General features: G+C 59.8%; 18 protein-coding genes. 13 read left to right on the top strand and 5 right to left on the bottom strand.

Annotation, left to right across the window (positions count from 1 at the left end):
* Nucleotides 1-169 precede the first annotated feature (169 nt).
* From moaE to K5Y35_RS02560, 5 genes are all read right to left on the bottom strand, one after another.
* A complete protein-coding gene (gene moaE / locus K5Y35_RS02540) occupies nt 170-622 on the bottom strand; it encodes a molybdopterin synthase catalytic subunit MoaE (protein ID WP_016771590.1) in 453 nt (150 codons plus the stop codon).
* Between the two features lie 3 nt (nt 623-625).
* Nucleotides 626-868: a MoaD/ThiS family protein gene (locus K5Y35_RS02545; RefSeq protein WP_016985014.1), complete on the bottom strand. Its 243-nt coding sequence runs from the start codon at nt 866-868 to the stop codon at nt 626-628.
* Entirely contained in the window at nt 865-1,338 is a 474-nt protein-coding gene (moaC, locus tag K5Y35_RS02550; RefSeq protein WP_007972660.1) for a cyclic pyranopterin monophosphate synthase MoaC, read from the bottom strand. Before moaC ends, K5Y35_RS02545 begins: the two co-directional genes overlap by 4 nt.
* A gap of 237 nt (nt 1,339-1,575) precedes the next feature.
* On the bottom strand, nt 1,576-2,970 hold the full coding sequence (locus tag K5Y35_RS02555) for a PhoH family protein (RefSeq protein WP_128614819.1): 1,395 nt from the start codon (nt 2,968-2,970) through the stop codon (nt 1,576-1,578).
* A 349-nt stretch (nt 2,971-3,319) separates the two neighbouring features.
* A complete protein-coding gene (locus K5Y35_RS02560) occupies nt 3,320-4,444 on the bottom strand; it encodes a polysaccharide deacetylase family protein (protein ID WP_222833611.1) in 1,125 nt (374 codons plus the stop codon).
* Between the two features lie 327 nt (nt 4,445-4,771).
* On the opposite strand from K5Y35_RS02560, the gene yaaA reads away from it, so the two are divergent.
* From yaaA to K5Y35_RS02625, 13 genes are all read left to right on the top strand, one after another.
* Nucleotides 4,772-5,551 (top strand): peroxide stress protein YaaA, encoded by a 780-nt coding sequence (gene yaaA, locus K5Y35_RS02565; RefSeq protein WP_222833612.1) that lies wholly within the window; start codon nt 4,772-4,774, stop codon nt 5,549-5,551.
* A gap of 812 nt (nt 5,552-6,363) precedes the next feature.
* Complete coding sequence (locus K5Y35_RS02570; RefSeq protein WP_123464844.1) at nt 6,364-7,680, top strand: nucleotide sugar dehydrogenase; 1,317 nt, start codon at nt 6,364-6,366, stop codon at nt 7,678-7,680.
* A gap of 98 nt (nt 7,681-7,778) precedes the next feature.
* The gene (gene alg8 / locus K5Y35_RS02575; RefSeq protein ID WP_177490524.1) at nt 7,779-9,260 is read left to right on the top strand and encodes a mannuronan synthase; all 1,482 of its coding nucleotides are present in this window, start codon (nt 7,779-7,781) and stop codon (nt 9,258-9,260) included.
* 35 nt (nt 9,261-9,295) lie between these two features.
* Nucleotides 9,296-10,465 carry an alginate biosynthesis protein Alg44 gene (locus tag K5Y35_RS02580; RefSeq protein WP_222833613.1) on the top strand — a complete coding sequence of 390 codons (1,170 nt, stop codon included), beginning with the start codon at nt 9,296-9,298 and terminating at the stop codon, nt 10,463-10,465.
* A gap of 9 nt (nt 10,466-10,474) precedes the next feature.
* The gene (gene algK / locus K5Y35_RS02585; RefSeq protein WP_222833614.1) at nt 10,475-11,977 is read left to right on the top strand and encodes an alginate biosynthesis TPR repeat lipoprotein AlgK; all 1,503 of its coding nucleotides are present in this window, start codon (nt 10,475-10,477) and stop codon (nt 11,975-11,977) included.
* A complete protein-coding gene (locus K5Y35_RS02590) occupies nt 11,974-13,455 on the top strand; it encodes an alginate export family protein (RefSeq protein ID WP_222833615.1) in 1,482 nt (493 codons plus the stop codon). The genes algK and K5Y35_RS02590 overlap by 4 nt, the downstream gene beginning before the upstream one ends.
* A 26-nt stretch (nt 13,456-13,481) precedes the next feature.
* A complete protein-coding gene (gene algG / locus K5Y35_RS02595; RefSeq protein ID WP_222833616.1) occupies nt 13,482-15,053 on the top strand; it encodes a mannuronan 5-epimerase AlgG in 1,572 nt (523 codons plus the stop codon).
* A gap of 10 nt (nt 15,054-15,063) precedes the next feature.
* Nucleotides 15,064-16,515: an alginate O-acetyltransferase gene (locus tag K5Y35_RS02600; protein WP_186745509.1), complete on the top strand. Its 1,452-nt coding sequence runs from the start codon at nt 15,064-15,066 to the stop codon at nt 16,513-16,515.
* A gap of 8 nt (nt 16,516-16,523) precedes the next feature.
* Nucleotides 16,524-17,648 (top strand): mannuronate-specific alginate lyase, encoded by a 1,125-nt coding sequence (locus K5Y35_RS02605; protein WP_222833617.1) that lies wholly within the window; start codon nt 16,524-16,526, stop codon nt 17,646-17,648.
* A gap of 327 nt (nt 17,649-17,975) precedes the next feature.
* A complete protein-coding gene (locus K5Y35_RS02610) occupies nt 17,976-19,541 on the top strand; it encodes an MBOAT family O-acyltransferase (protein ID WP_222833618.1) in 1,566 nt (521 codons plus the stop codon).
* Nucleotides 19,542-19,551: 10 nt separating this feature from the next.
* Entirely contained in the window at nt 19,552-20,724 is a 1,173-nt protein-coding gene (locus tag K5Y35_RS02615) for an alginate O-acetyltransferase (protein ID WP_222833619.1), read from the top strand.
* 14 nt (nt 20,725-20,738) lie between these two features.
* Entirely contained in the window at nt 20,739-21,395 is a 657-nt protein-coding gene (locus K5Y35_RS02620) for an alginate O-acetyltransferase AlgF (RefSeq protein ID WP_123464827.1), read from the top strand.
* 211 nt (nt 21,396-21,606) lie between these two features.
* Nucleotides 21,607-23,058 carry a mannose-1-phosphate guanylyltransferase/mannose-6-phosphate isomerase gene (locus K5Y35_RS02625; protein ID WP_123464825.1) on the top strand — a complete coding sequence of 484 codons (1,452 nt, stop codon included), beginning with the start codon at nt 21,607-21,609 and terminating at the stop codon, nt 23,056-23,058.
* Nucleotides 23,059-23,105: the final 47 nt, after the last annotated feature.

A 23,105-nucleotide genomic window follows, 5' to 3' on the forward strand; every position in this document is an offset into this window, starting at 1 on the left:
TCAATCAGGGAGAAGAGAGTGTCTGCGAGGTTTTTTGGTGTTGCAGATGGACTCATCGCTGGCAAGCCAGCTCCCACAGTTTCAGTGGTGCACAAAAAATATGTGCACGACGCAAAACCCTGTGGGAGCTGGCTTGCCAGCGATGGCGGATTGGAAGGCGCTAGAGAACTTATTTCTTCCAGCGATCGGCGGCGGCATGATCGCTGTCACGCCCTTCGACCCAACGCGGGCCGTCGCTGGTGTTTTCCTTCTTCCAGAACGGCGCACGGGTTTTCAGGTAGTCCATGACAAAGGCGCAGGCATCGAATGCGGCCTGACGATGGGCACTGGCGGCGCCGACAAAGACGATCGGCTCGCCGGGCTCCAGCGCGCCGATGCGGTGCAGCACTTCCAGTTTCAGCAACGGCCAGCGCTGCTCGGCTTCTACAGCGATCTTGCCCAAGGCTTTTTCGGTCATGCCCGGGTAGTGCTCGAGGAACATCCCGGCGACATCGAGCCCATCGTTAAAGTCGCGCACATAACCGACAAAACTCACCACCGCCCCGACGCCGACATTGGCCGCATGCATCGCATTGACTTCAGCGCCCGGATCGAACGGCGTGGCCTGCACACGAATCGCCATGCCTCAGCCTCCGGTCACGGTGGGGAAAAACGCCACTTCGTCGCCATCGACCACCGGCTCGTCGAGCTGGCAGAGATCCTCGTTGCGCGCACACATCAGGTTCTGCTCGCTCAACACCTCGGCGCCGTCACGTTGCGCGAGCAATGCGCGCACGTCATCGACGGTGGCGAAATCACCTTCGACCTTTACCGAATCAACCCCCAGCGCCTCACGGTAACGGGCGAAAAACTTCACGGTCAGGTTCATGGCTGCTCCGCCTGAAAGTGCCCGCTCTTGCCGCCGACTTTCTCCAGCAGACGTACGCTTTCGATGGTCATGCCGCGATCCACGGCTTTGCACATGTCATAGATGGTCAGCGCGGCGACGCTGGCAGCGGTCAGGGCTTCCATCTCGACGCCGGTCTGCCCGGAGAGCTTGCAACGGGCGACGATGCGCACGCTGTCATCGCCTTCAGCGCTGAGTTCGACTTTGACGCCGGTCAGCATCAACGGATGGCACAGCGGGATCAGATCGCTGGTCTTCTTCGCGGCCTGAATGCCGGCAATGCGCGCCACGGCGAACACGTCGCCCTTGGGATGGCCGCCGCTGACGATCATCTGCAGCGTTTCGGGGAGCATGCGCACCAGCGCTTGAGCCGTCGCTTCACGGAACGTCACGGCTTTTTCGGTGACGTCGACCATGTTGGCGCGACCTTGGGAATCGAGATGAGTCAGCACGGGATTACTCCTGATCAGGAGCTGCGATTGTAAACCTGCGGGTCAAATTTCCGCATCATTGATTATGAAATCACCGTTGCACCCTGTGGGAGCGAGCCTGCTCGCGAAAGCGGATTCAGATTCACTATAGATGTCGACTGATACACCGCATTCGCGAGCAAGCTCGCTCCCACAGGGGACATGTATTTATTCATAAAAAACGGGCGGCTGTTGGGCCGCCCGTTTTTGTGTGGAGGGTTACAAATGCGATTCGGCGTATTCGGCCAGGATCGAGCGAGGCACCCCTTGCAGGGTGATGTGCACACCGTTGGGGAAGTCCTTGAAGCGTTCGGTCAGGTAGGTCAGCCCGGAGCTGGTCGCGGACAGGTAAGGGGTGTCGATCTGTGCCAGGTTGCCCAGGCACACCACTTTGGAACCGGCGCCGGCCCGGGTGATGATGGTTTTCATCTGGTGCGGCGTGAGGTTCTGGCATTCGTCGATCAGGATCAGGCTCTGCTGGAAGCTGCGACCGCGAATGTAGTTGAGCGATTTGAACTGCAACGGCACTTTGCTGAGGATGTAGTCGACGCTGCCATGGGTGTTTTCGTCATCCATGTGCAAGGCTTCGAGGTTGTCGGTGATGGCGCCCAGCCAAGGCTCCATTTTTTCCGCTTCGGTGCCGGGCAGGAAGCCGATTTCCTGGTCCAGACCCTGCACGCTACGGGTGGCAATGATGCGCCGATAACGCTTGCTGACCATGGTCTGCTCGATGGCTGCGGCCAGCGCCAGAATGGTTTTACCGGAGCCTGCGGCACCCGACAGGTTAACCAGGTGAATGTCCGGATCGAGCAACGCGTACAGCGCCAGACTCTGATAGATGTCGCGTGGCTTGAGCCCCCAGGCTTCCTGGTGCAGCAGCGGTTCCTGATGCAGATCGAGGATCAGCAGCTTGGCCTCGTCGATCTCCTTGATCCAGCCCACGAAGCCCTGTTCATCAATGATGAACTCGTTGATGTGCACCGCCGGCAGGTTGTCGATCAGTTGCACCTGGTGCCAGGTGCGACCGTGGTCCTGACGGGTTTCGACCTTACTGACGCGGTCCCAGAAGGAGCCGGTCATGTTGTGGTAGCCGTTGGGCAGCAAGGACACGTCATCGACCAGTTGGTCGGTGCTGTAATCCTCGGCATCAATCCCGCAGGCGCGCGCCTTGAGGCGCATGTTGATGTCTTTGGTAACCAGCACTACCGGTTTTTTCGGATCGCGAGTGTGCAGGTCGATCAGTTGGTTGATGATTTTGTTGTCGTTCAGGTGCTCGGGCAGAATCAGACTCGATTCGGCCTGCTTGCTCATCAGAATTGACAGCAAGCCCTTCGGACCGCCCTTGCCACGCTGGATCGGTACACCCAGTTCAACGTCTTCCGGGGAAGCATCGCCCAGGGTCTTGTCGATCAGCCGGATGGCCTGGCGGCACTCGGCCGCGACGCTGTGATGCCCGCTCTTGAGCTTGTCCAGCTCTTCGAGCACGGTCATCGGGATCGCGACGTGGTGTTCTTCGAAATTCAGCAGGGCGTTTGGATCGTGAATCAATACGTTGGTATCGAGTACATAAAGGATTGGCTGGTTGGAAGAAGGGCTACGTCCGTGATCATCCATACTCGGTCACCTTTGTGGGAGCCATTCGACGCAATACCTCGGCGGTGCTGCGCCTCGAAGTGACTGCCGAATTCACCTGCGAAGCTCTTGTTCGAGGAGCAGATGAACTGCACACAAAATGGGTCTTGGGAGACGCCACCTGTGTTGCAGGTTTCGGCGGTCTGTCTTCGTAATACTCCAAAACCCATGACATAAAAAAGCACTTTGACGGTTTTTTTAAGTTTATTTTGCAAAGTGACGAAAAGCCCTTGGCGGACTCCCCCGACACCGTTAGAGTCGGAAGTCCGCCCGCATCGTTTTCTTCAAGAAAACCGCCCCAAGCCCAATGTTTCCGGGCTTTTTCCGCTTATCAGCGAAACGCGTCCTGACAATCTTCCCAGCCGATACCGCTTTGTGCGGTCTGCGTGATCAGCCACGGCAACGAGGTCTTCACCGCATCCTGTTTCATGTTGAAATTGATCACCCCGTGCCGCCACAACAGCATCAGGGTCAGCACCCGCTGCGCACTTGCACTGCCCTTGAGTTTGCCGGCGCCGTCCTGTGCATCTATGTCCCACAGGGCCACTTGCAGGCCCTGGGTATTGAAGAAACCTTGTGCATCACTGCGGCGCTGCCCCTCCGGCGGCCGGAACAGCGGCACGTAGTTTTCCGGCAACTTGCTCTTCACCAGATCAGCACTGCGACGTACCGAGTCCTGCCAGTCCTGCCAATAGCTGTGGGAGCGGAACTCCCAGCCCTGCACGCCGACACACTGTTTCGAGAACTCCGCTTGCAGGTTGTTCACCGAGCGATCGGCCAGACGTGCCTGAATATCCTTGCCCAAGACAAAGAATGTCCCGCTCAGATTCGCCTTGCGCAGGTAGTCCGCGAGCCAGTCAGTGTTGTCCGGCTGGAGGTTGGCGGCGCTGTCGAAAGTCAGCAGAAACAGCCGGTCATGCATCTCGTCGCCATTGCGCTCGTAGTCTCCGAAACGATCGACTTCGCTGCTGGTCTGCGGCGACAGCGCGGCTTTGCGCATCAGTTCGTCGAGGTACTGCACATGGAAGATCCGGCTCGGTTCGGCCCATTTGGTGTAATAGCTGTCGTCACTGACCACAAACTTGGCAGCCTGCTCGCGCAGGGTCGGCAGGTCTTCGACGAGGAAACAGAACGACGCATCCTGATCGCAGCTTTGCTGGGCATAGTTGTAGTTGCTCAGCAGGCGTTGCCACAAGCGTTGGCGCAGGCTGTTGATCGCGTCGATATTGACCGTGCGCAGGCCCAGACGCTGGGCCAGTGCGGTTTCGTCCATCGACTCGGTGCCGAGCAGGACTCGGGCGAACATCAGGATTTCCGCCCGTGACGCCACGTCGAACAAGGTCGGATTGCCGAGCTGTTCCGGCCAGGTACTGCGATCCAGCGTCGCCACATCGCCCGGTGCCGCTACGGCACCGAAGCTCAACAGCCACGCGGTGAAGAAAAGAACAATGCGCAAAGGGATGTCTCCATAACAAAACCCGCGCGGCACTATAGCTGATGTGCAAGGTTGAAGGACGCCGCCCTCACCCCAGCCCTCTCCCGGAGGGAGAGGGGGCCGATCTGTGTGGATTTCAAATTCAGCATTCAACTCAATAGCTCAGTTCGGCGTAAATCGACAGTCCTACGCGTTCAGCTCCCTCGCCCTCCGGGAGAGGGCTGGGGTGAGGGAAAAATCCACCAGCCGTCGCAAATGCCGACCTTGGCACATACCTATAACCCCCATAGCTGGAGTCAACTCGGACAACCCCCTAGAATCGCCCCCACGATTAAAGGAGACGACTTCATGCTGATGGTGATTTCCCCCGCCAAGACCCTCGATTACGAAACACCGCCGGCGACCCAGCGCTTCACCCAGCCGCAATACCTCGATCACTCCCAGGAACTGATCCAGCAACTGCGCGACCTGACCCCGGCGCAGATCAGCGAATTGATGCACGTGTCGGACAAGATCGGCGGGCTCAACGCTGCGCGCTTCGGCAGCTGGACGCCGGCGTTCACCCCCGAGAACGCCAAGCAGGCGCTGCTCGCGTTCAAAGGCGACGTCTATACCGGTCTCGACGCGCAATCCTTCAGCGAAGCCGATTTCGACTATGCCCAAAGACACCTGCGCATGCTCTCCGGCCTCTATGGTCTGCTGCGTCCCCTGGACCTGATGCAAGCGTATCGCCTGGAAATGGGCACCAGACTGGCCAACGCCCGCGGCAAGGATCTGTATGCCTTCTGGGGCACACGCATCAGCGAATGGCTCAACGAAGCACTGGCCGAACAAGGTGATGACGTGCTGCTGAACCTGGCCTCCAACGAGTACTTCTCGGCGGTCAAGCGCAGTGCCCTGAACGCACGGATCATCAACACCGAGTTCAAGGACCTGAAGAATGGCCAGTACAAGATCATCAGCTTCTACGCCAAGAAAGCCCGTGGCCTGATGAGCCGCTTTGTGATTCAGGAACGCATCAACGATCCAGCCGCCCTCAAACAGTTCGATGTACAGGGCTATCGCTACAGTGCCGAGCAATCGAAAGCGGACAATCTGGTGTTTTTGCGCGACCACGCTCCGGAATAAAACATGCCGGTTGCACGACGCTTTCTATAAAGAGTCGTGCAGCTCGCACGATGTCAAAAATCCCCCGCCGCATTTCGCCACTTTATTGGCGCCATAAAATCGTCCCCTCAAATTCTAATTTTAGTTTCACTCGACAGCCCCGCTTTTTTTCAGTAGTGGCACGTAAATTTTTTTACGGTAGTGGCACAAAACTATCTAGCGCGATTACACACCGATTAATAAAGGCCCAAGTCGAAAGTGCTATCAATTTGCGACCAGTGCCATCTTTATCAATATTTCAAAAAATTTCAGTTTTCGCGATGAGCGGGTAGGAACTATGTCCAAATGCATAGCTCATACCACCGGTAACGATTATCGCCGAGTTTGTACGAGATAACTTACGCAGTGCAGAAAACCATGTAACCAAGTTGTCACGGCAACTTGCCTAGATGGTTCACTCAACTGGACAACAAACGAAGGACAGGAGATACGCACCATTAATATCCCCTACAAGGCCATGGCCGCCCCCCTATAAACGTGCTCGCCAGAGCACCCAACCGCTTGATTTACGGGATTTTTCTCCTGTCATCAAGCGTGTAAGACGATTGCACGAGACTCTTCTGAAGAGAAGAGCGGCTGCATAACAGGGCAAGTCATAACAACAAGGCCTGTTTACGCACATCTTGAGTGCACTTATTTAGACACTCGAAAATTAGTCTGCCTGCACACGGCATTGTGGCGCCTGTATGCCGCACTTTCGAGTGCACTAGTGTCCGCTGCACACCATTAACTCCGGCCATCTAATGGCTTGATAAAACACAGAGGTAATTGCGATGCGCATCAGCATATTTGGTTTGGGTTACGTTGGCGCTGTCTGTGCCGGTTGCCTGTCTGCACGGGGCCATGACGTGGTTGGCGTCGATGTTGCCAAAGACAAGATCGACATGATCAACGCCGGCAAGTCGCCGATTGTCGAACCGGGCCTGGGCGAACTTCTGGAGCAAGGTATCCAGACCGGTCGTCTGCGCGGTACGACCAACTTCGCCGAAGCGATTCGTGACACCGACCTGTCGATGATCTGCGTCGGTACACCAAGCAAGAAGAACGGCGACCTGGAACTGAACTACATCGAAGCGGTGTGCCGCGAGATCGGTTTCGTGCTGCGTGAAAAATCCACCCGCCACACCATCGTGGTTCGCAGCACCGTGCTACCGGGCACCGTCGCCAACGTGGTGATCCCGATCCTCGAAGACTGCTCGGGCAAGAAGGCCGGCGTCGACTTCGGCGTCGCGGTCAACCCGGAGTTCCTGCGCGAATCCACCGCCATTGCCGACTACGACCTGCCACCGATGACCGTTATCGGCGAATTCGACAAGGCTTCGGGCGACGTTCTGCAATCGCTGTACGAAGAACTCGACGCACCGATCATCCGCAAGGACATCGCCGTTGCCGAGATGATCAAGTACACCTGCAACGTCTGGCACGCGACCAAAGTGACCTTCGCCAACGAGATCGGCAACATCGCCAAAGCCGTCGGCGTCGATGGCCGTGAAGTGATGGAAGTGGTCTGCCAGGACAAGACCCTCAACCTGTCCCAGTACTACATGCGCCCAGGCTTCGCCTTCGGCGGTTCGTGCCTGCCGAAAGACGTGCGTGCCCTGACCTACCGCGCCGGTTCGCTGGACGTCGAAGCGCCGCTGCTCAACTCGCTGATGCGCAGCAACGAATCGCAAGTGCAGAACGCCTTCGACATCGTTGAAAGCCACGACAAACGCAAAGTCGCCCTGCTCGGCCTGAGTTTCAAGGCCGGCACCGATGACCTGCGCGAAAGTCCGCTGGTGGAACTGGCCGAAATGCTGATCGGCAAGGGCTACGACCTGAGCATCTACGACAGCAACGTCGAGTATGCCCGTGTGCACGGCGCGAACAAGGACTACATCGAGTCGAAAATCCCGCACGTGTCGTCCCTGCTCAACTCGGACTTCGATTCGGTGATCGACAACTCCGACGTGATCATCCTCGGCAACCGCGACGAGAAATTCCGCTCGCTGGCCCAGGAAGCGCCGCATGGCAAGCAGGTCATCGACCTGGTGGGCTTCATGTCCAAAGCCACCAGCGCCGGTACACGCACCGAAGGTATCTGCTGGTAAAGCAGCGCCAAGCGACAAGCCTCGGGCTGCAAGCCAAAGCGTTTCACTTGCAGCTTGAGGCTTGCAGCTCGAAGCCTCTCTTACCTTGGATGACGTCGATGACCAAGCTCAAACATTTCTTTCTGCAATCCGCCGGCTGGCTGTTGTTTTTAAGCCTGTTGATGGGCCTGGCCTTGATGCTGCCCGCGTCCACATTCGACTCCGAGTCGAAGGACTTTATTTTCCTGATTGGCGCCGTGGGTATCTGGCGCTACTCGATGGGTGCAACGCACTTTGTGCGCGGCATGATTTTTCTCTACCTCGTTTACCCGCACCTGCGCCGCAAAGTGCGCAAGCTGGGTAAGGCGGCGGACCCGTCGCATGTGTTTCTGATGGTCACCAGTTTCCGTATCGACGCGCTCACCACGGCGCAGGTCTACAGCTCGGTAATCCGCGAAGCCATCGACTGCGAACTGCCGACCACCGTGGTCTGCTCGATCGTGGAAATGTCCGATGAGCTGCTGGTGAAAGCGCTTTGGGCGCGGATGAATCCGCCAGACCGCGTGAAGCTCGACTTCGTGCGCATTCCCGGCACCGGCAAGCGCGATGGCCTGGCCTATGGTTTCCGCGCGATCTCCCGTCACCTGCCGGACGACCGCGCCGTGGTAGCCGTGATCGACGGCGACACCGTGCTCGGCGAAGGCACTGTGCGCAAGACCGTGCCGTGGTTCCAGCTGTTCGGCAACGTCGGCGGCCTGACCACCAACGAGTTCTGCGAAGTGCGCGGCGGCTACATCATGAGCGAATGGCACAAGCTGCGTTTCGCCCAGCGCCACATCAACATGTGTTCGATGGCCCTGTCCAAGCGCGTGCTGACCATGACCGGGCGTATGTCGGTGTTCCGCGCCACCGTGGTGACCAACCCGGAATTCATCGCCGACGTCGAAAGCGACTCGCTGCAACACTGGCGCCTGGGCCGTTTCAAGTTTCTCACCGGCGACGACAAGTCGAGCTGGTTCAGCCTGATGCGCCTGGGTTACGACACCTTTTACGTACCGGATGCGGCGATCAACACCGTTGAACACCCGCCGGAAAAGAGCTTCATCAAGGCCAGCCGCAAACTGATGTTCCGCTGGTACGGCAACAACCTGCGCCAGAACTCGCGAGCGCTGGGCCTGGGGGTCAAACGCCTCGGCGCCTTCACCTCGGTGGTGCTGTTCGACCAGCGCGTGTCGATGTGGACCTCGCTGCTGGGCCTGACCGTGGCAATCATCGCCAGCTTCAAGTACGGCGGCGCGTTCATCCTCGCCTACCTGCTGTGGATCGGGATCACCCGCCTGATTCTGACCCTGCTGCTGTCGTGCTCGGGTCACCGGATCGGCCCGGCCTATCCCGTGATTCTGTATTACAACCAGATCGTCGGTGCGCTGGTGAAGATCTACGTGTTCTTCCGCCTCGACCAGCAATCCTGGACGCGCCAACCCACTTCCCTGACCCGTGATCTCGCCAGCTTTCAACGTTGGTTCAACACCTGGTCGTCTCGGACCATGACCTTCTCCGCCGGCAGCATTTTCGTCGCCGTGCTGCTGATGATGGTCTGACCTGCCCCTATTGAATTAACAAGGAAATCGCCCCCATGAATACCGCCGTCAACGCCAACGTAGTGCATGAATCCGAAGCCCAGCGCCAGCACGCCCGCGTGAAAATCCCGGCCAAGCTGCGGTTCTTCGGCCCCGACCGGACCCCGCTCGAAGCACGGGTCCTCGACCTGTCCGCCGGTGGTCTGGCGTTCAACGCCGGGCAAATGCCCCTGACCATTGGCCAGGTGTACAAGGCACGCCTGCAATTCGTCATCGACAACCTCGGCATCGGCATGGACGTTGAACTGCAAGTGCGCTCCTTCGACCGCCAGACCGGCCGCGCCGGTTGCCAGTTCCAGAACCTCGAGCCGCAGGATATTTCCACCCTGCGCCACCTGATCACTTCGCACCTGGCTGGCGACATCGTCAGCATCGGCGAAGTGCTGGCGACCCTGCAGCGCGACAACTTCACCAAGGCGCGCAAGGTCAAGGACGGCGGCAGCGGCATGACCCCGTTCGGGCGTCTGAAAGCGGTGACCTTCAGCGCCGGCATTTTCGCCATCGGCCTGGTGGCGTTCGGTTTCGTATTCAAGTCGGTATACGGCATGTACTTCGTCAGCCACGCGCAGGCCGGTCTGGTCAGCGTGCCGGGGATGAACATCACCATGCCGCGTGACGGCACCGTGCAGAGCCTGGTCAAGTCCGACGGCGTAGCGGCCAAAGGCGCACCGCTGGCGACCTTCAGCACCAGCATGCTCGACGTGCTCAAGGGCCATCTGGACGAAGATCAGTTGCAACCGGCCAAGGTTGAAGAGCTGTTCGGCAAGCAAATGACCGGCACCCTGACCTCCCCTTGCGATTGCACCGTGGCCCAGCAACTGGTGGCTGACGGTCAGTATGCGAGCAAGGGCGACGTGATTTTCACCCTGGTTCCCCGCAACACCCAGGCCACCGTCGATGCGCGCTTCTCCTATCGCCAGTTCGGCGACGTGCGTCCGGGTACTTCGGTGAGCTTCCAGATCGCCGGCGAAGACCAGACCCGCACCGGCAAGATCATCAGCAGCACCAGCCTGAAAAGCGCCGACCTGTCCTCCGACATCCGCGTGCAGATCCAGCCGGACCAGCCGCTGGACAGCAGCTTCGCCGGCCGCCCGGTGGAAGTGAACAGCGACCGTGGCCCGAACCTGAACTGGCTGATCGACAAAGCCATGGCTGCCGGTCTTTAAGTCGAGGACATGCCTGTGACCTTTTTTCTGAGAACACCACAATCCCTGTGGGAGCTGGCTTGCCAGCGATGGGATCAATGCGGTCTAGCTGAAAAACCGAGTCGCCTGAATCGCTGGCAAGCCAGCTCCCACATGGGATCAGTGTGTGCCTTGGCATTGGCAGTCAGTCTCGCCGGTTGTGCCGGCCTGCCCGATCAACGCCTGGCCAACGAAGCGCTCAAGCGGGGCGACACCGCCACCGCCGCGCAGAACTACCGCGCCCTGGCAGACCTGGGTTACAGCGAGGCGCAAGTCGGCCTCGCCGATATCCAGGTCGACAGCCGCGACCCCGAGCAGATCAAACAGGCCGAAGCGACTTACCGCGCCGCCGCCAGTGTTTCGCCGCGTGCTCAGGCGCGTCTCGGCCGCTTGCTGGTGGCCAAGCCGGGCTCCACTGAAGCCGAGCACCACGAAGCCGAAAGCCTGCTGAAAAAAGCCGCCGCCCATGGCGAAGGCAATACGTTGATCCCGCTGGCGATGCTGTACCTGCAATACCCGCACAGCTTCCCCAACATCAACGCCCAGCAACAGATCGACCAGTGGCGCAAATCCGGTTACCCGGAAGCGGGTCTGGCGCAAGTGCTGCTGTATCGCACCCAGGGCACCTACGACCAGCACCTGGATGACGTGGAAAAGATCTGCAAAGCCGCGCTCAACACCACCGACATCTGCTACGTCGAACTGGCCACGGTCTATCAGAAACGTGCCCAGCCGGAGCAACAGGCCGAGCTGATCAAGCAAATGCAGGCCGGTTACAGCCGTGGCACCGTCACTGCGCAGCGTGTCGATTCGGTGGCCCGTGTACTGGCCGATTCGACCCTGGGCAAGACCGACGAGAAGACCGCGCAATCGCTGCTCGAACCGATCGCCCCGGGCTATCCGGCGTCGTGGGTGACCCTCGCGCAACTGCTCTACGACTTCCCGGAACTGGGCGACGTCGATCAGATGATGCAGTACCTGGACAACGGCCGCGCCGCCGATCAGCCACGCGCCGAGCTGTTGCTGGGCAAGCTCTACTACGAAGGCAAACTGGTGCCGGCCGACGCGAAAGTCGCCGAGGAACATTTCCAGAAAGCCGTTGGCCGCGAGGTTGCCGCCGACTATTACCTCGGCCAGATCTATCGCCGGGGTTACCTGGGCAAGGTCTATCCGCAGAAGGCCCTCGACCATCTGCTGACCGCTGCGCGCAACGGCCAGAACAGCGCCGATTTCGCCATCGCCCAACTGTTTTCCCAAGGCAAGGGCACCCAGCCCGACCCGGTCAACGCCTACGTCTTCAGCCAATTGGCCAAGGCGCAGAACACCCCGCAAGCCGATGAACTGGCGACCACCCTCGCAGCGCAATTGCCGCCCGAGCGTCTGGCCGAAGCCCAGCGCCTGCTGCAACAGGAACAAGCCAGCCGTGGCGCCCTGAATCAGAACACGCTGCAACTGCACGCCCTGCAAGAAGAAGACGGCGAGGAATCCCTATGAAGTTGAATCCCTTTGTGAAGGCCGGCATTGGCCTCACGTTCGCGCTGATCTGGTCTTGCCCGACACTGGCCGCGATCACTGAATCGAAGAACTTCGGTCTGGAAGTGAAAATCACCGGCCAGTCCGAAGACGACCGCGACCTCGGCACCGCCAGTGGCGGCGACGTCAACGGCTTGGGCCTCGACCTGCGTCCGTGGGTCTACGGCGAAAGCGGTGCGTGGAGCGCCTACGCCATGGGCCAGGCCGTGACCTCGACCGACATCATCGAAACCGACACCCTGCAACAATCCGACGGTGAACAAGCCACCGACAACGGTGATCGCAAAACCAAGAAAAACTATCTGGCGATGCGCGAATTCTGGGTTGGCTACAGCGGCCTCACCCCATACCCGGGCGAGATGCTCAAGTTCGGGCGCCAGCGCCTGCGCAATGACGACGGCCAATGGCGCGACACCAATATCGAAGCGCTGAACTGGACCTTCGACACCACCCTGCTGCGTGCCAACGTCGGCGTCGCCGAGCGTTTCAGCGAATACCGCACCGACCTCAAAGAGCTGGCGCCGAAAGACAAGGATCGCCTGCACGCCTACGCCGACGCCGCTTACCAGTGGACGCCGGGGCAATGGGTCGGCATTCGCGGTCATCACACTCACGATGACGGCAAACTCGATTACGCCGAGCCGGGCGTCGCCCGCGACTCGCTGGATAAAACCCAGAACGGTGACATCAGCTGGCTCGGCCTGACCGCCGACAGCGACGCCTACAACTGGCGCAACACCAACACCGTCAACTATTGGGGCAGCATCACCGGCATGAGCGGCGACCGTGACACGGTCAACGCCCTCAACGCCGATGGCTCGCGCCCGGCACAAGCCAAGCGCAGCGAAGACGTCAACGGCTGGGCCACCGACATCGGTGTGCGTCTGCGCCTTGATCCGCAATGGCAAGTCGGCGGTGCCTATGCCCGCGCCAGCGCCGATTACGAGCAGAACGGTCTGGAGAGCAACCGCTCCAACTACACCGGTACCCGCTCGCGCGTGCACCGTTTCGGCGAAGCCTTCCGTGGCGAAATGAACAACATGCAGACCGCCACCCTGTTCGGTTCCTGGATGGTCAATGACGAGTACGACGCCAGCCTGATCTACCACAAGTTCTGGCGTGTCGACGGCAACAAGCCGGTCGGCAGCAACGGCATCAATGCGGTGGAAAACAACACCGACGACGCCACCGGCGCGATTCTTTCCAGCACCTCGCTGCCGCTTGAAGACGGCAACAAGGACCTCGGTCAGGAGATGGACCTGGTCGTCACCAAGTACTTCAAGCAAGGCTTGTTGCCGGCCGCCCTGAGCCAGTCGATCGACGAGCCCTCGGCCCTCGTGCGCTTCCGTGGCGGTGTGTTCAAGCCGGGCGATGCCTACGGCAAGCAGGTTGATTCGTACATGCACCGCGCGTTCATCGACGTGATCTGGCGCTTCTGATGCAAACCGCCAAGGGAGTGCCCGACATGATCAGCACCAGGACAGGCTCACTCAGCCTGCTGGCCGGCGCGATGCTGCTGGCCAGCGCCAGCGCCTTCGCGACTGTGGAACCGGTTAAGCCGGTGACCACCGCGAAAGAGCTGCAACAAGCCAAGACCTACACCGTCAGCAGCGCACCCACCGAGGCGCTGAATCTGGCCGCGCCGAAACTGCCGGACATTTCCGGCTACACCGCCGAAGCCGCCGCCGCGAAAATCGTCCGCAGCAAAACAGGCAAAGTCAGCGTGCGCCGGATGATGCAGGAAGACGCGCTGAAGGACTTCATCGGCGGCGACAACAAGATGGCCGAGTGGGTGGTGCGTCAGCACGGCATCCCACAGGCGATCTTCGTCGACGACGGTTACCTGAACCTCAAGGATCTGGCGCAGAAACTGCCCAAGCAGTATTTCAGCGAGACCTCGCCGGGTGTGTATCTGGCAAAGCTGCCGATCGTGGTCGGCCGCAAAGGCATCCTTGAAATCGACGGTCAGACCCAGGAACTGCGCCTGTCGCAAGAGGCCGGTGCATTCATGGTCAACGACGGCCAACTGTTTGTGCGTGACACCAAAGTCACCGGCTGGCGCGAAAAGGACAACGGCCCGGCAACGTTCCGTTCGCCGAAGGAATTCCGTCCGTTCCTGCTCGCCTGGGGCGGCACCGAGACCTACATCGTCAACAGCAAGATGGCCAGCTTCGGCTACGCCAACAGTAAGTCGTACGGGGTGAGTATTTCCCAGTACACGCCGAACATGGCCAAGGTCCTCAAGCGTCCCGAGCCAACCGGCTGGATCGTCGGTTCCGAGTTCTCCGACATGTGGTACGGCTTCTACTGCTACGAGACCCGCGACTTTGTGGTCAAGGGCAACACCTACAAAGACAACATCGTCTACGGCATCGACCCGCACGACCGTTCCCACGGTCTGATCATTGCCGAGAACACCGTCCACGGTACGAAGAAGAAGCACGGGATCATTATTTCCCGTGAGGTCAACGACAGCTTCATCTTCAACAACAAGAGCTTCGACAACCACCTCTCGGGCCTGGTGATCGACCGTAACAGCGTCAACAACATCATTGCCTACAACGAGATCTACAAGAACCACACCGACGGCATCACGCTCTACGAGTCCGCCGACAACCTGCTGTGGGGCAACAAGGTCATCAGCAACAAGCGCCACGGCATCCGCATTCGTAACAGCGTGAACATCCGCCTCTACGAAAACGTCGCCATGGCCAACGGCCTGACCGGCGTCTACGGCCACATCAAGGACCTGACCGACACCGACCGTGACATCAAGCTCGACCCGTTCGATGCCCAGGTGTCGCTGATTGTGGTTGGCGGTGAACTGGCGGCCAACGGCAGCGGCCCGCTGTCGATCGACTCGCCCTTGAGTGTCGAGCTGTATCGCGTGTCGATGCTGGCGCCGACCAAATCCAGCGGCATCAGCTTCAACGGCATCCTCGGCGAGCGCCAGGATGAAATTCTCGACCTGCTGGTGCGCCAGCAGAAAGCCGTGCTGATCGACCCTGTCGAACGCCAGACCGAAATGCAGGACTGAGGATAATTTTATGCACCCACACTTGATCAGATTACTCAGCCTGTCGGCCCTGACCGTGGGCATTCTGGCGGCCAGCAACGGCGCCCGTGCGGACGAAGTGAAAGCGCCCGAGTTCACCGCCGAACCGTGCTGCAACCTGTGCCCGGCCGCCCATGACGCGAAGAACTACACCACGCGTTATCAGCAGAACTTCACCACCCTGGTGCAGGCGCAAGGCGACTGGCTGTTCCGCACGCAAGAAGACTTGCGTACCGAGTTCAACACCACCCCGGCCGGTTACAAACGCCTGCAACAGCTGCACGATGCGTTCAAAGCCAAAGGCGTCGAACTGGTGATCGTTTACCAGCCGACCCGTGGCCTGGTGAACCGCAACAAGCTCAACCCGCAGGAAAAAGCCGCGTTCGATTACGAGAAAGCGCTGGGCAACTACAAGACCATGCTCGGGCGTTTCGCGCAGATGGGATACGTGGTGCCGGACCTGTCGCCGCTGACCAACGAGTCGCTGCCGGACACCCTGCCCGCCCACGATTTCTACTTCCGCGGCGACCAGCACTGGACCCCATATGGCGCCCAGCGCACGGCGAAAATCGTCGCCGAGAAGGTCAAGCAAATCCCGGCCTTCGCCGACATTCCCAAGCGTGAATTTGAGACCAAGCGCTCCGGGCGCATGGGCAAGACCGGCACCCTGCACAACATGGCCGGGCAACTGTGCGGCACCAGTTACGCGATCCAGTACATGGACCAGTTCACCACCGAGCCGAAAGGCGAAGCCGGTGACGGCGACCTGTTCGGGGATTCCGGCAACCCGCAAATCACCCTCGTGGGCACCTCGCACAGCGGCAAGAACTACAACTTCGCCGGCTTCCTCGAAGAGGCGATCGGCGCCGACATTCTCAACGTCGCGTTCCCCGGTGGTGGCCTGGAAGGTTCGATGCTGCAGTACCTCGGTAGCGACGAATTCCAGAAGACCCCGCCGAAAATTCTCATCTGGGAATTCTCGCCGCTGTACCGCCTCGACCAGGAAACCATCTATCGCCAGATGATGTCCCTGCTCGACAACGGCTGCGAAGGCAAAGACGCGCAAATGTCCGCCAGCACCACGCTCAAGCCGGGCGGCAAACAGGAACTGCTGGTCAACAGCAAAAACCTGAACCTGCAGAACAGCAGCCATCAGGTCGACATCCGCTTCGCCGACCCTTCGGTGAAAACCCTGCAAGCCACCCTCTGGTACATGAACGGTCGCCACGAGGACATCAAGATCGAGAAACCGGAAACTTCCGACACCGACGGTCGTTTCGCCTTTGAGCTGCGCACGGACGAAGACTGGGCCTCGCAAAACCTGCTGGCCGTCGAAGTCCAGGGCCCGGAAGCGGGCACCGCGCCACAAAAAGTCGAAGCGAAAATCTGCAAACGCAACGTATTCCCGGGCGCTGGGCAACAAACCGCTCAGGTCGGGCAATGAGGTCTGCTATGCGAAATCGAACGATCAAACATTTGCTTGCACCATCCCTGCTGACCCTGGCGATGTTCGCCGGGGCCACTCAGGCCGCCGCGCCACTGCGTCCGCCGCAGGGCTACTTCGCCCCGGTGGATAAATTCAAGACCGGCGACAAGAGCGAAGGCTGTGACGCGATGCCAACGCCCTACACCGGACCGCTGCAATTTCGCAGCAAATACGAAGGTTCGGACAAGGCCCGCGCGACACTGAACGTGCAGTCGGAAAAAGCCTTTCGCGACACCACCAAAGACATCACCACGCTGGAACGCGGCACCGCCAAACGGGTGATGCAGTTCATGCGCGACGGTCGCCCGGAGCAGCTCGATTGCACGCTGAACTGGCTGACCGCGTGGGCCAAGGCCGATGCGTTGATGTCGAAAGACTTCAACCACACCGGCAAGTCGATGCGCAAATGGGCGCTGGGCAGCATGGCCTCTTCGTACATCCGCCTGAAGTTCTCCGACTCGCATCCGCTGGCGCAGCATCAGCAGGAAGCGCAGTTGATCGAGGCATGGTTCAGCAAGATGGCCGATCAGGTGGTCAGCGACTGGGACAACCTGCCGCTGGAAAAAACCAACAACCACTCGTACTGGGCCGCGTGGTCGGTGATGGCCACCGCCGTCGCCACCAACCGTCGCGACCTGTTCGACTGGGCGGTGAAGGAATACAAGGTCGGGGTCAATCAAGTCGACGCCGACGGCTTCCTGCCGAACGAACTCAAGCGCCAGCAACGCGCCCTCGCCTATCACAACTACGCCCTGCCGCCGCTGGCAATGATCGCCAGCTTCGCCCAGGTCAACGGTGTCGATCTGCGTCAGGAAAACAACAGCGCGCTGAAACGTCTGGGTGATCGGGTGCTGGCCGGGGTGAAAGACCCGGACCAATTCGAGAAGAAGAACGGCAAAGAGCAGGACATGACCGATCTGAAAGAGGACATGAAATTCGCCTGGCTCGAACCGTTCTGCAGCCTCTACACCTGCCCGCCGGATGTGATCGAGAAGAAGCACGGCATGCAACCGTTCAAGACCTTCCGCCTGGGTGGCGACCTGACCAAGGTCTACGACCCTTCGCATGAAAAGGGCAACAAGGGTTCATGAAGCAAAAGCCCCTCACCCTAACCCTCTCCCAAAGGGAGAGGGGACTGACCGAGGTGCTTTTGAGAAATCCGCCGACCTGAAATATCGAGTCGATCTCAGGTGTTGAAAAACAATCGAGATCAGGCTGCAAGGAAATACCGGGTCGATCTCCATTTTTGAAAACCATGGAGATCAGGCTCCCTCTCCCCCCGGGAGAGGGCGGGGGGTGAGGGAGCTTTCAAGGCCCTGCACACCCCTGACAGCAACACCGTTTCACCCCTCCACTACCACGGGGGGTTTGGGGGGGCTTTGGCCCTTGACTGTTGGTTCAAACATGGAGAGATCGGGATGGTATTTTCATCCAACGTGTTCCTGTTTCTGTTCTTGCCGATCTTTCTCGGCTTGTACTACTTGAGCGGGCAACGCTATCGCAACCTGTTGCTGCTGATTGCCAGCTACGTGTTCTACGCGTGGTGGCGGGTGGACTTCCTGGCGCTGTTCGCCGGCGTCACCCTGTGGAACTACTGGATCGGCCTGAAAGTCGGTGCCGCCGGCGTGCGCACCAAACCGGCACAACGCTGGCTGCTGCTCGGCGTCGCGGTCGACCTGTGCATCCTCGGCTACTTCAAGTACGCCAACTTCGGCGTCGACAGCATCAACGCGATGATGACGTCGGTCGGTCTTGAGCCGTTCATCCTGACCCACGTGCTGTTGCCGATCGGTATTTCGTTCTACATCTTCGAGTCGATCAGCTACATCATCGACGTGTATCGCGGCGATACCCCGGCCACCCGCAACCTGATCGACTTCGCGGCGTTCGTGGCGATCTTCCCGCACCTGATTGCCGGCCCGGTCCTGCGTTTCCGCGACCTCGCCGACCAGTTCAACAACCGCACCCACACCCTCGACAAATTCTCCGAGGGCTGCACGCGGTTCATGCAGGGTTTCATCAAGAAGGTGTTCATTGCCGACACCCTCGCCGTGGTCGCCGACCACTGCTTCGCCCTGCAAAACCCGACCACCGGTGATGCCTGGCTCGGCGCGCTGGCGTACACCGCGCAGCTGTATTTCGACTTCTCCGGTTACAGCGACATGGCCATCGGCCTGGGCTTGATGATGGGTTTCCGCTTCATGGAAAACTTCAAGCAGCCGTACATCAGCCAGTCGATCACCGAGTTCTGGCGCCGCTGGCACATCAGCCTGTCAACCTGGCTGCGTGACTACCTGTACATCACCCTCGGCGGCAACCGTAAAGGCACGCTGATGACCTATCGCAACCTGTTCCTGACCATGCTCCTCGGTGGTCTGTGGCACGGTGCGAACATCACTTACATCGTCTGGGGCGCCTGGCACGGCATGTGGCTGGCGATTGAAAAAGCGCTGGGCCTGAACACCTCGCCACGCAGCCTCAACCCGATCCGCTGGGCACTGACCTTCCTGCTGGTGGTCATGGGCTGGGTGATCTTCCGCGCCGAGAACCTGCACGTTGCCGGGCGCATGTACGGCGCGATGTTCAGCTTCGGCGACTGGTCGCTGTCGGAACTCAATCAGGCCAGCCTCACCGGTCTGCAAGTGGCAACCCTGGTCGTCGCTTACGCAACCCTGGCGTTTTTCGGCCTGCGTGACCTGTACACCAACCAGCCGCCGGCCAAGAGCAAACCTGAAGTCAACGTCGAGGCCAACGGCCCTGCCACCGCCACGCCAGGAATGATCAAAGCCGCCCCTGGCGAAAACTCGGCGAGCATCCATGAGCCCGGCTACACCGTCGGCGTCGAAGCCCAGGTGCAACCGGCTTACTGGACGGCGGACTGGTCGCGCTACGTGATGCGCGGGCTGATCCTGCTGCTGTTCATCGCCTCGATTCTCAAACTCTCGGCGCAAAGCTTCTCGCCGTTCCTTTACTTCCAGTTCTGAGGGATCTGACATGACCCGCTCATTACGCATCTTCTACATCGCCCTGTTCCTGGTGACCTTGTTGGTCCTCGGTCTGTGGTCGGTTCGCAGCTTCTTCGGTTTCAGCACCAACGCCGACGCGACGGTGCTCAACGGCCGCTGGACCAAGGCTGTGGAAACCCACTACGACGACCAGTTTCCGATCAAGCGTCTGGGCACCAACCTCTGGGCTGCGCTGGATTTCAAACTGTTCAACGAGGGTCGTCCGGGCGTGGTGCTCGGTCGCGATCAGTGGTTGTACAGCGACGAGGAATTCAACCCGATCGTCAACGAAGAGCTGAACCTGCAAGGCAACTACGCGCTGGTTGAAGGCGTGCGCCAGACCCTGAAAGAGAAAGGCGTGAAACTGGTGATGGCGATCGTGCCGGCCAAGGTTCGTCTGTACCCGGAGCATCTGGGCGAAGTGAAACCGGCGAGCATTCACGAAAACCTTTATGAGGATTTCCACCACCGCGTCGCGGCGGACAAGATCCTTGCTCCTGACCTGCTCAAGCCACTGCAACAGGCCAAGCACGCCGGTCAACAAGTGTTCCTGCGCACCGACACCCACTGGACGCCGGAAGGCGCCGAGATTGCCGCGAACACTCTGGCGAAAACCATCGCCGACAAGTTCCCGCTCAGCGGCGAGCCACAGCGCTTCGTTACCACGCCAGCGGAGAAGGTCACGCACAAAGGCGATCTGCGCTTGTTCCTGCCGCTCGATCCGCTGTTCGAAAACCTGATGCCGGCGCAAGAGCCGCTGCAAAAGCGCAACACCGTGGCCGCCGAGCAACCTGCCGGTGACGACGCGCTGTTCGCCAGCAATGAGGTGCCGGTGGCACTGGTCGGCACCAGCTACAGCGCCAACCCCAACTGGAACTTTGTTGGTGCACTGAAACAAGCGCTGCACAGCGACGTGGTGAGCTACGCCGAAGACGGCCACGGCCCGATCCTGCCGATGCTCAGCTACCTGAAAAGCGATGACTTCAAGAACAGCCCGCCACAGGTGCTGATCTGGGAGTTTCCTGAACGTTATCTGCCTGTGAACAACGAAATCGGCGACGCCGACCCGCAGTGGGTCGCAGAGCTCAAACAAGCCGGTGCTCGCCAACAAAACGTAGCTATCAACACTAAATCCGAGACGCCCGATCGGGCGCAAAACTGAAAGAGAGGTACACCATGACTTTCACTACTACTCCTCGTCGTCTCGCTAAAAGCTTCGCACTGGTTGCTGGCCTCAGCGTGCTTTCCGTCCCTGCCTTTGCCGGTGGCGACGCCGCGCTGTACGGCCCGACCGCACCGAAAGGCTCGACCTTCGTGCGGGTCTACAACGCCAGCAACGCTGAAGTCAGCGCCACCGTCGGCAGCACCAACCTGAGCGACGTTGCGCCACTGGCCAGCAGCGATTTCAGCTTCATGCCGGGCGGTGACTACAGCGCCAAAATCGGCAGCCAGACCCTGCCGGTGAAACTCGCCGGTGACCACTACTACACCCTGGTCAACAACGCGTCCGGCGCGCCGCAACTGATCGAAGAACCGCCGTTCAAGAACAAGCAGAAATCCTTGGTGCGCGTGCAGAACCTCAGCGACAAGCCGCTGACCCTGAAGACCGCCGACGGCAAGACCGACGTGGTGCCGAACGTAGCGGCCAAGGGCCGTGGCGAACGTGAAATCAACCCGGTGAAAGTCAGCCTGGCGCTGTATGAAGGCGACAAGAAAGTCGGCGACGTGAAACCGGTCGCGCTGGAACGCGGTGAGGCAGCAGTGCTGTACGTCACCGGCAGCGGTAGCAGCCTGTCGCCAGTCTGGGTGAAACGCCCGGTATCGACGCGCTAACAAATTTCCCGAACTGACCCGGTTCCCTGTGGGAGCTGGCTTGCCAGCGATGCAGACGCCTCGGTTCTGCAGATACACCGAGGTGATGCCATCGCTGGCAAGCCAGGCTCCCACAGGAACCGGGGTGAGAGTTCGGATACGAGACAAAAACAAGAGTGAAACGACACATCGTTCGTGCCTCTAACCCAATTGATTTTTATGGAGTAACAACATGATTCCGGTGATCTTGTCAGGTGGTAGCGGTTCGCGTCTGTGGCCGCTTTCGCGCAAACAATTCCCTAAACAATTCCTCGCCCTGACCGGCGAACACACGCTGTTCCAGCAAACCCTCGAACGCCTGGTGTTCGAAGGCATGGATACGCCGATCGTGGTCTGCAACAAGGATCACCGCTTTATCGTCAACGAGCAGTTGGCCGCTCGCAATCTGGAAACCCAGCGCATCCTGATGGAGCCATTCGGCCGCAACACCGCGCCAGCGGTGGCGCTGACCGCGATGATGCTGGTCAATGAAGGTCGCGACGAACTGATGCTGGTGCTGCCGGCCGACCACGTTCTCGATGATCAGAAAGCCCTGCAACGCGCCCTGGCGCTGGCCACCGTCGCCGCCGAAAACGGCGAAATGGTGCTGTTCGGCGTGCCGGCGACCAAACCGGAAACCGGTTACGGCTACATCAAGTCCACTGCCGATTCGCTGCTGCCCGAAGGCGTCAGCCGCGTCTCGCACTTCGTCGAAAAACCCGACGTCAAACGCGCCACCGAGTACGTCGAATCCGGTGGCTACTACTGGAACAGCGGCATGTTCCTGTTCCGTGCCAGCCGCTTCCTCGAAGAGCTGAAAAAGCATGACCCGGACATCTACGACACCTGCCTGCTGACCCTGGAGCGCAGCGTTCAGGATCCGGACACCATCACCTTCGACGAAGCCACCTTCGCCTGCTGCCCGGACAACTCCATCGACTACTCGGTGATGGAAAAAACCCAGCGTGCCTGCGTGGTGCCGCTGACCGCCGGCTGGAGCGATGTCGGTTGCTGGTCGTCGCTGTGGGAAGTCAACGAAAAAGACGCCAACGGCAACGTCAGCAAGGGCGACGTGGTGATTCAGGACAGCAAGAACTGCATGATCCACGGCAACGGCAAACTGGTGTCGGTGATCGGCCTGGAAAACATCGTCGTGGTCGAAACCAAGGACGCGATGATGATCGCCCACAAGGACAAGGTTCAGGGCGTCAAACAGATGGTCGCAACCCTCAACGAACAGGGTCGCAGCGAAACCCAGAACCACTGCGAAGTCTATCGTCCGTGGGGCTCGTATGACTCGGTGGACATGGGCGGACGCTTCCAGGTCAAGCACATCTCGGTGAAACCGGGCGCGTGCCTGTCGCTGCAGATGCACCACCACCGCGCCGAACACTGGATCGTGGTCAGCGGCACCGCCGAAGTGACCTGCGATGACAACGTGTTCCTGCTCTGCGAAAACCAGTCGACCTACATCCCGATCGCCTCGGTGCACCGCCTGCGCAACCCGGGCAAGATCCCGCTGGAGATCATCGAAGTGCAATCGGGCAGCTACCTGGGCGAAGACGATATCGAGCGGTTCGAAGATATCTACGGTCGCTCCACCCCGGTTGAACGCGGCGTGTCGGTGAAAACCATCGCGCAGTAAAACGTCCGGCAACACAAAAAGCCCCCGCCCGCCCCATTGCGTCCCCT

The organism is Pseudomonas sp. SC3(2021) (assembly GCF_019856535.1).
GTDB classification, from domain to species: Bacteria; Pseudomonadota; Gammaproteobacteria; order Pseudomonadales; family Pseudomonadaceae; genus Aquipseudomonas; species Aquipseudomonas monsensis.

Excerpts from the sequence above, each read along its gene's own strand:
- moaE (WP_016771590.1), bottom strand. The coding sequence starts at position 622 with ATGGCGATTCGTGTGCAGGCCACGCCGTTCGATCCGGGCGCTGAAGTC.
- K5Y35_RS02545 (WP_016985014.1), bottom strand. The coding sequence starts at position 868 with ATGAACCTGACCGTGAAGTTTTTCGCCCGTTACCGTGAGGCGCTGGGG.
- K5Y35_RS02555 (WP_128614819.1), bottom strand. The coding sequence starts at position 2,970 with ATGGATGATCACGGACGTAGCCCTTCTTCCAACCAGCCAATCCTTTAT.
- yaaA (WP_222833612.1), top strand. The coding sequence starts at position 4,772 with ATGCTGATGGTGATTTCCCCCGCCAAGACCCTCGATTACGAAACACCG.
- K5Y35_RS02570 (WP_123464844.1), top strand. The coding sequence starts at position 6,364 with ATGCGCATCAGCATATTTGGTTTGGGTTACGTTGGCGCTGTCTGTGCC.
- alg8 (WP_177490524.1), top strand. The coding sequence starts at position 7,779 with ATGACCAAGCTCAAACATTTCTTTCTGCAATCCGCCGGCTGGCTGTTG.
- K5Y35_RS02580 (WP_222833613.1), top strand. The coding sequence starts at position 9,296 with ATGAATACCGCCGTCAACGCCAACGTAGTGCATGAATCCGAAGCCCAG.
- algK (WP_222833614.1), top strand. The coding sequence starts at position 10,475 with ATGCCTGTGACCTTTTTTCTGAGAACACCACAATCCCTGTGGGAGCTG.
- K5Y35_RS02590 (WP_222833615.1), top strand. The coding sequence starts at position 11,974 with ATGAAGTTGAATCCCTTTGTGAAGGCCGGCATTGGCCTCACGTTCGCG.
- algG (WP_222833616.1), top strand. The coding sequence starts at position 13,482 with ATGATCAGCACCAGGACAGGCTCACTCAGCCTGCTGGCCGGCGCGATG.
- K5Y35_RS02600 (WP_186745509.1), top strand. The coding sequence starts at position 15,064 with ATGCACCCACACTTGATCAGATTACTCAGCCTGTCGGCCCTGACCGTG.
- K5Y35_RS02605 (WP_222833617.1), top strand. The coding sequence starts at position 16,524 with ATGCGAAATCGAACGATCAAACATTTGCTTGCACCATCCCTGCTGACC.
- K5Y35_RS02610 (WP_222833618.1), top strand. The coding sequence starts at position 17,976 with ATGGTATTTTCATCCAACGTGTTCCTGTTTCTGTTCTTGCCGATCTTT.
- K5Y35_RS02615 (WP_222833619.1), top strand. The coding sequence starts at position 19,552 with ATGACCCGCTCATTACGCATCTTCTACATCGCCCTGTTCCTGGTGACC.
- K5Y35_RS02620 (WP_123464827.1), top strand. The coding sequence starts at position 20,739 with ATGACTTTCACTACTACTCCTCGTCGTCTCGCTAAAAGCTTCGCACTG.
- K5Y35_RS02625 (WP_123464825.1), top strand. The coding sequence starts at position 21,607 with ATGATTCCGGTGATCTTGTCAGGTGGTAGCGGTTCGCGTCTGTGGCCG.